This window comes from Pseudomonas sp. B7(2017) (assembly GCF_002112745.1).
In the GTDB taxonomy this organism is placed as follows: domain Bacteria; phylum Pseudomonadota; class Gammaproteobacteria; order Pseudomonadales; family Pseudomonadaceae; genus Aquipseudomonas; species Aquipseudomonas ekonensis.
The window spans coordinates 1-1181 of record NZ_NEIP01000045.1 but is presented as its reverse complement, the minus strand read 5'-3'; the positions used below and the strand labels follow the sequence as shown (position 1 = coordinate 1181).

General features: G+C 61.0%; 1 protein-coding gene. It reads left to right on the top strand.

Annotation, left to right across the window (positions count from 1 at the left end; genetic code table 11):
• The first annotated feature begins 205 nt into the window (after positions 1-205).
• Complete coding sequence (locus tag CAG29_RS28010) at positions 206-1168, top strand: transposase (protein WP_085634140.1); 963 nt, start codon at positions 206-208, stop codon at positions 1166-1168.
• The last annotated feature ends 13 nt before the right edge of the window (positions 1169-1181 follow it).

The following is a 1181-nucleotide window of genomic DNA, read 5'->3' as shown; positions in this document are numbered from 1 at the left end:
AGCTTGTATGTTTAGACTTGAAGGGGTGGGCGGGACTAAAAGCAAGAATCCGACTCTAGCCAGTACGGACCGTGGGAGACTTCTCGTCCCGCCCTTTCTACCTGAAGCGCCGATAAGGAATGCATCGGATCGTCCGACGATAGAGGCAAGCCAGCGCTACGGTAGACCCCATCAAGCACTTAAACCCTAGCTCCGAGGATTCGTCATGACAATCCTTAATGCGCCAACGGTCGTGGGCATCGATGTGGCCAAGGCCGAGATCGTCGCCTACCGCGAAGACGTCCAGCTCACCCAAGCCATCGGCAACAACCGCGAATCCATCGGACGCTGGCTCAAAACGTTGCCGGCCCAGAGCGCCATAGCCCTGGAGGCCACCAGCCACTACCACCTGGACACCGCCGAACTGGCCTTTGGAATGGGGCATCGGGTGTACGTCGTGGATCCCTATCGGGTGAGCCACTACCGCGAAAGCGTCGGCTTGAGGGCAAAGACCGACCCCTGCGACGCACGCCTGCTGGCACGCTACCTGGCCAGCGAGCAGCAGCATCTGCGGGCCTGGAGCCCGCCTCCGCGGTTCTACGGCGTGCTGAAAAGCCTGCTCAGGAAGCGTGCTGAGCTGATCAAGACCCACGCTGCCGTCATGCTGAGCTGGTCTGGCGAGCCTCTTCTGAAAGACCTCATGGCCCAGCAGATGGAGCACTTCAAGCGGGTCGACCAAGCCCTGCAGAAGCTGCTGCGAGAAACCGCGCAAGAAGCCGGCATCACCGAGAACATCAGGCGCTGCAAGGCGATCGAGGGTATTGGCGACCTGACCGCTACCGGGTTGGCGACCACGTTCATGCGTGGCGACTTCGCCAGCGCCGATGCGTTCATCGCCTTCTTGGGGATGGACTTGAGGCCGAAGGACTCCGGGAAGAAGCACGGCTGCCGTCGCCTGAGCAAAAAAGGGGACGGGGAAATGCGGCGGCTTGCGCACAATGCAGCAATGGCCGCGTGCCGAAGCCCGGTCTGGAAGCCCTACTATGAGTCGTACCTGGCAAGAGGCCTGGCCAAGACCCAGGCCTTGGTGATCCTCGCCCGCAAGCTGTGCCGGGTGGCATTCGCCCTCATGAAAAGCGAGAGCGAATACCAACCGAACTTGAGGCTGCAGGGTTCCCTTGCAACATAGAATCTCCCACAGG

Excerpts from the sequence above, each read along its gene's own strand:
- CAG29_RS28010 (WP_085634140.1), top strand. The coding sequence starts at position 206 with ATGACAATCCTTAATGCGCCAACGGTCGTGGGCATCGATGTGGCCAAG.